This window comes from Bradyrhizobium sp. PRIMUS42 (assembly GCF_023006515.1).
Lineage (GTDB): Bacteria > Pseudomonadota > Alphaproteobacteria > Rhizobiales > Xanthobacteraceae > Bradyrhizobium.
Genome location: NZ_JALBGZ010000327.1, coordinates 1 through 6,880, shown reverse-complemented (window position 1 = coordinate 6,880; position 6,880 = coordinate 1). Strand labels below are relative to the sequence as shown.

The following is a 6,880-nucleotide window of genomic DNA, read 5'->3' as shown; positions in this document are numbered from 1 at the left end:
GCACCGATGCCGGCGTGCATGCGCGCGGCCAGGTCGCGCATGTCGATGTCGACAAGCCGTTTCCGCCCGGCCGTTTTCGCGACGGGCTCAATGCGCATCTGCGCCCGCATCCGATCGCGGTGCTGGAAGCCGAGATCGTGCCTGACAGCTTCGAGGCGCGCTTCTCCGCGGTGAAACGCCACTACCGCTACCGTGTCATCAATACGCGCGCCAATCTCGCCCTCGACATCGGTCATGCCTGGCGTGTGCCGCGCAAGCTCGATGCCGACGCGATGCACGCGGCGGCGCAACGCCTGCTCGGCAAGCACGATTTCACGACCTTCCGCGACACCGAGTGCCAGGCCAAGTCGCCGGAGAAGACGCTCGATCAGCTCGACGTGCTGCGCGACGGCCGCGAGATCACGATCATCACCTCGGCGCGCTCGTTCCTGCACAGCCAGGTCCGCTCGATGGTGGGATCGCTGGTCTGGGTCGGAGAAGGACGCTGGACCGCAGACGATCTCTCCGCAGCACTGGAAGCCCGCAACCGCGCAGCGTGTGGCATCGTCGCCCCGCCGGACGGGCTGTATCTGATGAAGGTGGATTATTGAGGCGAGAGGGGCGCGCTTTCGCCTCACCCACCGCTGTCATGCCCCGGCTCAAGCCGGGCGATGACAGCGGAAGTTGAGGCGGCGGCGATCGCCCTAGCCAAAATACCGCGTCAAAATCCCGCGATAGACCTTCGTCAGCTTCTCCAGATCCTTAACCGGCACCCGCTCGTCGACCTGATGCATCGTCTGTCCCACCAGGCCGAACTCGATCACCGGGCAATAGCTGGAGATGAAGCGCGCATCCGACGTCCCGCCTGAGGTCGACAGCTCCGGCTTGCGGCCGGTCACCTCCTCGATCGCGGCCACCGCGAGCTCGGTGAACGGGCCGGGCTTGGTGACGAACACGTTGGAGTTCGAGGGTTCCCAGACGATGCGGGCCTTGATGCGGTTGCCGCAGGCTTTTGTCAGCCGGGTCTCGACCAGCTCGCGCAGGCTCGCCTGGGTGTGGTTGTCGTTGTAGCGGATGTTGAACTTGGCACGGGCCTCGCCGGGAATGACGTTGTTGGCCTTGTTGCCGACGTCCACCGAGGTGAATTCGAGATTGGAGGCCTGGAACTGCGCGCTGCCATGATCGAGCGGCTCGTCGGAGATCGCGACGATCAGGCGCGAGATATCCGGCACCGGGTTGGAGGCGCGATGCGGGTAGGCGACGTGGCCCTGCACGCCGTCCACGTAGAGCGTACCGGATTGCGAGCCGCGGCGACCGACCTTGATGGTGTCGCCGAGCGTCTCGACATTGGAGGGCTCGCCGAGCACGCAATGGTCGAATGTCTCGCCGCGCTCGGCGGCCCATTTCAAGAGCTTGATAGTGCCGTTGATGGAGACGTCTTCCTCGTCGCCGGTGATCAGGAACGAGATCGAGCCTATTCCATCGGCGCGCGGCTTGCCGCCATTGGCGGCGAGATGCTCCAGCACCGCGGCGACCGAGCAGGCGATGCCGCCCTTCATGTCGACCGCGCCGCGACCGTGCAGAACCCCGTCTTTCACCTCGCCCGAGAACGCGCCGACGCTCCATGCGCTCTCGTCGCCGGGCGGCACCACGTCGGTATGGCCTGCAAAGGTGATGTGCGGCCCCTCGGTGCCGATCCGAGCATAGAGATTATCGACGTCGGCAGTGCCTTCCTCGCTGAACGTCACGCGGTGGCAAGTGAAGCCGGCGGCGCTGAGGGCTTTTTCAAGCACCCCGAGCGCACCGGCATCTTCAGGGGTTACCGAGGGGCAGCGGATGAGATCGCGGGCAATGGAGAGGGCATCGGTCATGCGCCCCGCTTAACATGCATGCCGCCGGGTGGGCTAGCACTGGGCGGGACAATTTCGATCTCGCGGCTCTGGTCCCAGCTATTGGCAGAGGGCGATACGGCGGCGTCCTCGACCTTGGCCAATGGATCAGGACCGAACCGGTTGTGGCCCTCGCTGCCCGGCATGCAGAACATCTCGACGAACCCCCACAGCCACAGGCTCGTGGCGGTGAGGCTGAACGGAAGCATCCAGCGGGCGTCAGGCAACAGGTCCGAGAACTGACTGTACAGGCCGGGTACGACGCAGAACGGGATGATCCACCAGCCGCGCCTGTCGCGATCATGCAGCCGCTTGATCGTGGTCGCCAGGAAGATCCATGAGAACAGCGCCAGGCCGGATGACCTCAAGATCGTATCCGTGCGGTCAAATGAGGCCGGCGAGCGATAGGTCCGGGGATCGACCAGCTTGAAGAGTTCGTCGAGGCCGAAGTCGAAATCGATCTTCAGGGATAGCTTCAAGGCGCCTTCGGCGCCGACGAGATGGATCACCTGCCCGATGACGCCGAGCAGCGCCGCCAGCAACGCGACGATCAGCAGCGCCTGCCACAGCAGGGCGCGGTTGATGCGACCGTCGAAGCGGAAGAGGTACGAGGTCCAGTCCATACGAGGGGCTCCGGGCGGCAGGGCCGTCCGAAGATTGGTCGCGATGGAGGGAGAGCGGGTTCGATAGACCACCAGCTCCGTCATCCTGAGGTGTGAGGCCTGGGACGCTCGCGTCCCACGGGAGCCTCGAAGGATGCACGGCCGAGATGCAACCGGGCCGTCGCCCTTCGAGGGCCGCCGAAGGGGCGGCCGCTTCAGGGTGACGGATCACATCTTGCGGACCGAGATCAATCCCGCAGCAGCTCGTTGATGCTGGTCTTGGAACGCGTGCGCTCGTCGACGCGCTTGACGATGACGGCGCAGGCGGTGCTGGGGCCGATCTGGCCGTTCTTCATCGGCTTGCCGGGCAGCGCGCCGGGCACCACGACCGAATATTCAGGCACTTCGCCGATGAAGACCTCGCCGGTCTCGCGGTCGACGATCTTGGTCGAGGCGCCCAGGAACACGCCCATCGCCAGCACCGCGCCCTTGCGCACGATGACGCCTTCGGCGACCTCGCTGCGCGCGCCGATGAAGCAATCGTCCTCGATGATGACAGGCTCGGCCTGCAGCGGCTCGAGCACGCCGCCGATGCCGGCGCCGCCGGAGATGTGCACGCGCTTGCCGATCTGCGCGCAGGAGCCGACGGTCGCCCAGGTGTCGACCATGGTGCTCTCATCGACATAAGCGCCGAGATTGACGAAGGACGGCATCAGCACGACGTTCTTGGCGATGAAGGCCGAGCGGCGCACGATGGAGCCGGGGACGGCCCGGAAACCGGCATCACGAAAACGGTTCTCGCCCCAGCCTTCGAACTTCGAGGGCACCTTGTCCCACCAGGTCGCCTTGCCGGATCCGCCGGGGATGACACCCATGTCGTTGACGCGGAACGACAGCAGCACCGCCTTCTTCAGCCATTGGTTGACCTTCCACTTGCCGTCAGCGCCGCGCTCGGCAACGCGCGCCTCGCCCTTGTCCAGGATCTCCAGCGACTGGTCCACGGCTTCGCGCACCTCGCCTTTGGTCGAGGTCGAAATGCCGTCACGCGCGTCGAAGGCGCTGTTGATGGTGGATTCGAGGGCGGACAGGGACATCGGGATTTCCTCAGGGAAAGCGTGGTTTTGCGTGAATTGGAGCGCTTTTTCGGGATTTGAGAGGCCGGAGTCAAGGCATAGTCCGCCGTCGTCCCGGGCTCGCTTCGCGCCCCGGGACGACGGCGGCTAATGGGGAGACAGCCGCGCCAAAAACCCCGTCAGATCATCCGTAACATAGTCGACATGGGCGGCGTCCCGGCCTTCCAGTTCCCAATCCTCGCGCACCACCTCCTTCGTCCCATCGGGCACCACCAACACGGTGGTCATGCCGAGCTGGTGCGGGACAGTCAGGTTGCGGGCGAGGTCCTCGAACATGGCGGCTTTGGCCGGATCGACCGCGTGGTCGGAGAGAAATTTCCGATATGTCTGCTCAGCCGGCTTCGGCTCGAATTCGGCGGCGATGATGTCGAACACGCCGTCGAAATGGCTGGCGAAGCCGAGGCGCGCCAGCACGGCATCGACATGGTCGACCGAGCCGTTGGTCAGGATCAGTTTTCGTCCCGGCAGACTTGCGATGGCTGCGCCGAGCGCCGGGTTCGGCTCCAGCGGCGAATGGTCGATCTTGTGGACATAGGCGAGGTAGTCGTCGGCGGAAACGCCGTGCAGGGTCATCATGCCGCGCATGGTGGTGCCGAAGCGCCGGTAATAGTCCTTCTGGATGTTGCGCGCTTCTTCCGGGCCGACGTTCAGCCAATTGCAGACGAACTCCCCGATCCGCGCATCGACCTGTTGCCACAGATTGACGTGATGCGGATAGAGCGTGTTGTCGAGGTCGAATACCCAGGTGTCGACGTGGTCGAAGGTGCGTGGCGAATTCATCAAGACCCTCACCATCACGGCACCGCGAAGCGCAGCGTCTTGCCGCCGCTCGACATGTCCACCGCGCCGAAGCCCGTCGCGGCGAATCCGCGCGCGCCGCAATCGGTCTGCTCATTGGTCTCGAACTTGGTCTCGCGCGTGCACAGCTGCCTGTCGCCGCCCCAGTTCAGTGGCCGGTCCTTCAGCTTGACTGCGCGGTTGTCGGCGTCGACCGCTTCCGCGAAGCTGAAGATCTGCTTCGGCTGGCCGGTCACATCGGGGTGCAGGCACGTCTTGGGATCGATGCGATACCAGCCGCGGCTGGTCACGGACTTGCCGTCGTCGGTCGCGATCGCCGCCATCACCTTGTGCGGCGTGTCGTTGCACCAGGTGAGGCCGGTCGCAGACGGCGTCTGCACCGCATCGACCATGGTCTTGAAGAAGTTTTGCGAGCCCACGATGTCCGACGACAATCCGCGGCTTTTCAGGAACGCCGCCAGCGCGCCTTGCGTCTTCGGCCCGTCGACGCCATCGATCGGCGCGGCGTCATAGCCTGCGATCACCAGCAGGCGCTGGATGCCGGCGAGGCGGGCCTGCTCGTCGTCATATTCGGAATCCTCGGCGAGATAGGCCGTGAGGTTGCCGTCCGCTGCTTGCGTCGGCGTCACTTGCGTGAACGCGACTTGCGTCTGGCCGCTGCGGCACTGCCGTGCCGCCGCGATGACGAAATTGTCCTGCGCCACGCACAGCATGTCGCGGCCGTTCTGCGGGATCGGGGAGGCGCCATAGACGCCGAGCGCGCGGGCGTTGAGCAGGATGCGGTCGGCCGTCAGCGTGCCCTGCACCACCACCCGGCAGGTGGCGGGATCGATCCTGAACCAGCCCCGCGTTGCGGTTGCCGCCTTGTCGTCGATGCCGATCGCGGCTTCGACGACATAGGACATGCGGTTGCAGATCTTGAGATCGGCGAACGCCGGCGCGGAGGAGAAGAAGAACGAGACGGCTGCGGCCGGCAGCGTCATCAGGAGGCGGGTGAGGGGGGAGCGGCGGCGCCGAATCCCCGTCATTCCGGGGCGATGCGAAGCATCGAACCCGGAATCTCGAGATTCCGGATTCGCCCTGCGGGCGCTCCGGAATGATGGAGCAATGCGAGAGCTATGGATCCCCGGGCCTTCGCCGCGCCGAAGCGGCTTCGGCCGCGCAGGCGGGACGAGCCCGGGCATGACGCCCTCTCTTCTTCGCTGCTCGTCTCTCACTTGTGGATCAGCGTGCCCGTGCCCTGGTTGGTGAAGAGCTCGAGCAGCACCGCGTGCTGCATCTTGCCGTCGATGATGACGACGCCCTCGACGCCCTGCTCCAGCGCGTAGATGCAAGTCTCGACCTTCGGGATCATGCCGCCGGAGATGGTGCCGTCGGCGATCAGTTTTCGCGCGTCCTTCACCGAGAGCTGCGGGATCAGCTTCTTCGACTTGTCGAGCACGCCTGGCACGTCGGTGAGCAGCAACAGGCGCTTGGCCTTCAGCGCGCCGGCGACAGCCCCTGCAAAGGTGTCGGCGTTGACGTTCAGCGTCTGGCCTTCCTTGGACGTCGCGAGCGGCGCCAGCACCGGGATCAGCTCGTAGCCGATCAGCTGGTTGAGCAGCGTGAGGTCGACCTTCTCGGGGTCGCCGACGAAGCCGAGATCGATCGCCTTCTCGATGTTCGAGCCCGGATCGATGATGGTGCGCGTCGTCTTCGACGCCTTCACCATGTTGCCGTCCTTGCCCGACAGCCCCACGGCCTTGCCGCCGGCCTCGTTGATATAGCCGACGATCTGCTTGTTGACGGAGCCGGCCAGCACCATCTCGACGATCTCGATGGTCGCGGCATCGGTGATGCGCAGGCCGGCGGCGAATTCAGAGACGATGCCGAGGCGCTTGAGCATGGTCGCGATCTGCGGCCCGCCGCCATGCACCACGACAGGATTGATCGCGGTCTGCTCCAGGAGCACGATGTCGCGGGCAAAATTCTTTGCGGTCTCCTCGTCGCCCATGGCATGGCCGCCATATTTGATGACGATGGTTTCCTCGTCATACTGCTGCATGTGCGGCAGCGCTTCCGACAGGATGCGGGCCTGGTCGAGCGGGGAGATGTCGGTCATGTCGCGGTCTCGCTGGCGGGTCTAACGCGGCCTGCGTTCTATCTGATTGGCGCGCGCGGCGCAAAGTGTGGCTGGCATGCGGTCTCGTGCCCCGGATGCATCGCAGCGCTTCTTCAGCGGTGCGCTGCAGAGCCGGGGCCCATGTTGCTGGGTCCCGGCTCTGCGGAGCGTCACTGCGTGCCGCACCGCGTCCGGGACACGAGCATCACTTCCTCGCCACCACCGCTGCCAGCGTCACCGCCAGCCAGCCCAGAATCATCACCGTCCCATTTTACCGACACTTATGTCGCGACTAATTTCGGCGTCACCGGCGCTATCGATCCCGCGACCGGCCTTCCCTATGCCAATGTCGGCAACAATGGCACCTTCAATCAATTC

At 65.1% G+C, this 6,880-nt stretch carries 7 protein-coding genes; 1 reads left to right on the top strand and 6 read right to left on the bottom strand.

Annotated elements, in window-relative coordinates; translation table 11 throughout:
• Positions 1-590 (top strand): tRNA pseudouridine(38-40) synthase TruA (locus MOV75_RS22240; protein WP_246929602.1); only part of this gene is annotated, 590 nt, incomplete at its 5' end.
• 93 nt (positions 591-683) lie between these two features.
• Here the strand turns inward: MOV75_RS22240 and dapE are convergent.
• From dapE to argB, 6 genes are all read right to left on the bottom strand, one after another.
• On the bottom strand, positions 684-1,850 hold the full coding sequence (dapE, locus tag MOV75_RS22235; protein ID WP_246929597.1) for a succinyl-diaminopimelate desuccinylase: 1,167 nt from the start codon (positions 1,848-1,850) through the stop codon (positions 684-686).
• Positions 1,847-2,491 (bottom strand): DUF805 domain-containing protein, encoded by a 645-nt coding sequence (locus tag MOV75_RS22230; protein ID WP_246929595.1) that lies wholly within the window; start codon positions 2,489-2,491, stop codon positions 1,847-1,849. The genes dapE and MOV75_RS22230 overlap by 4 nt, the downstream gene beginning before the upstream one ends.
• A 227-nt stretch (positions 2,492-2,718) precedes the next feature.
• On the bottom strand, positions 2,719-3,564 hold the full coding sequence (gene dapD / locus MOV75_RS22225; protein ID WP_247006617.1) for a 2,3,4,5-tetrahydropyridine-2,6-dicarboxylate N-succinyltransferase: 846 nt from the start codon (positions 3,562-3,564) through the stop codon (positions 2,719-2,721).
• 126 nt (positions 3,565-3,690) lie between these two features.
• The gene (locus MOV75_RS22220; RefSeq protein ID WP_246929591.1) at positions 3,691-4,383 is read right to left on the bottom strand and encodes a pyrimidine 5'-nucleotidase; all 693 of its coding nucleotides are present in this window, start codon (positions 4,381-4,383) and stop codon (positions 3,691-3,693) included.
• Between the two features lie 14 nt (positions 4,384-4,397).
• The gene (locus tag MOV75_RS22215) at positions 4,398-5,384 is read right to left on the bottom strand and encodes a DUF1036 domain-containing protein (protein ID WP_246929604.1); all 987 of its coding nucleotides are present in this window, start codon (positions 5,382-5,384) and stop codon (positions 4,398-4,400) included.
• A gap of 230 nt (positions 5,385-5,614) precedes the next feature.
• Complete coding sequence (gene argB, locus MOV75_RS22210; RefSeq protein ID WP_028140832.1) at positions 5,615-6,502, bottom strand: acetylglutamate kinase; 888 nt, start codon at positions 6,500-6,502, stop codon at positions 5,615-5,617.
• Positions 6,503-6,880: the final 378 nt, after the last annotated feature.

Excerpts from the sequence above, each read along its gene's own strand:
- MOV75_RS22215 (WP_246929604.1), bottom strand. The coding sequence starts at position 5,384 with ATGACGCTGCCGGCCGCAGCCGTCTCGTTCTTCTTCTCCTCCGCGCCG.
- argB (WP_028140832.1), bottom strand. The coding sequence starts at position 6,502 with ATGACCGACATCTCCCCGCTCGACCAGGCCCGCATCCTGTCGGAAGCG.
- MOV75_RS22220 (WP_246929591.1), bottom strand. The coding sequence starts at position 4,383 with ATGAATTCGCCACGCACCTTCGACCACGTCGACACCTGGGTATTCGAC.
- dapD (WP_247006617.1), bottom strand. The coding sequence starts at position 3,564 with ATGTCCCTGTCCGCCCTCGAATCCACCATCAACAGCGCCTTCGACGCG.
- dapE (WP_246929597.1), bottom strand. The coding sequence starts at position 1,850 with ATGACCGATGCCCTCTCCATTGCCCGCGATCTCATCCGCTGCCCCTCG.
- MOV75_RS22230 (WP_246929595.1), bottom strand. The coding sequence starts at position 2,491 with ATGGACTGGACCTCGTACCTCTTCCGCTTCGACGGTCGCATCAACCGC.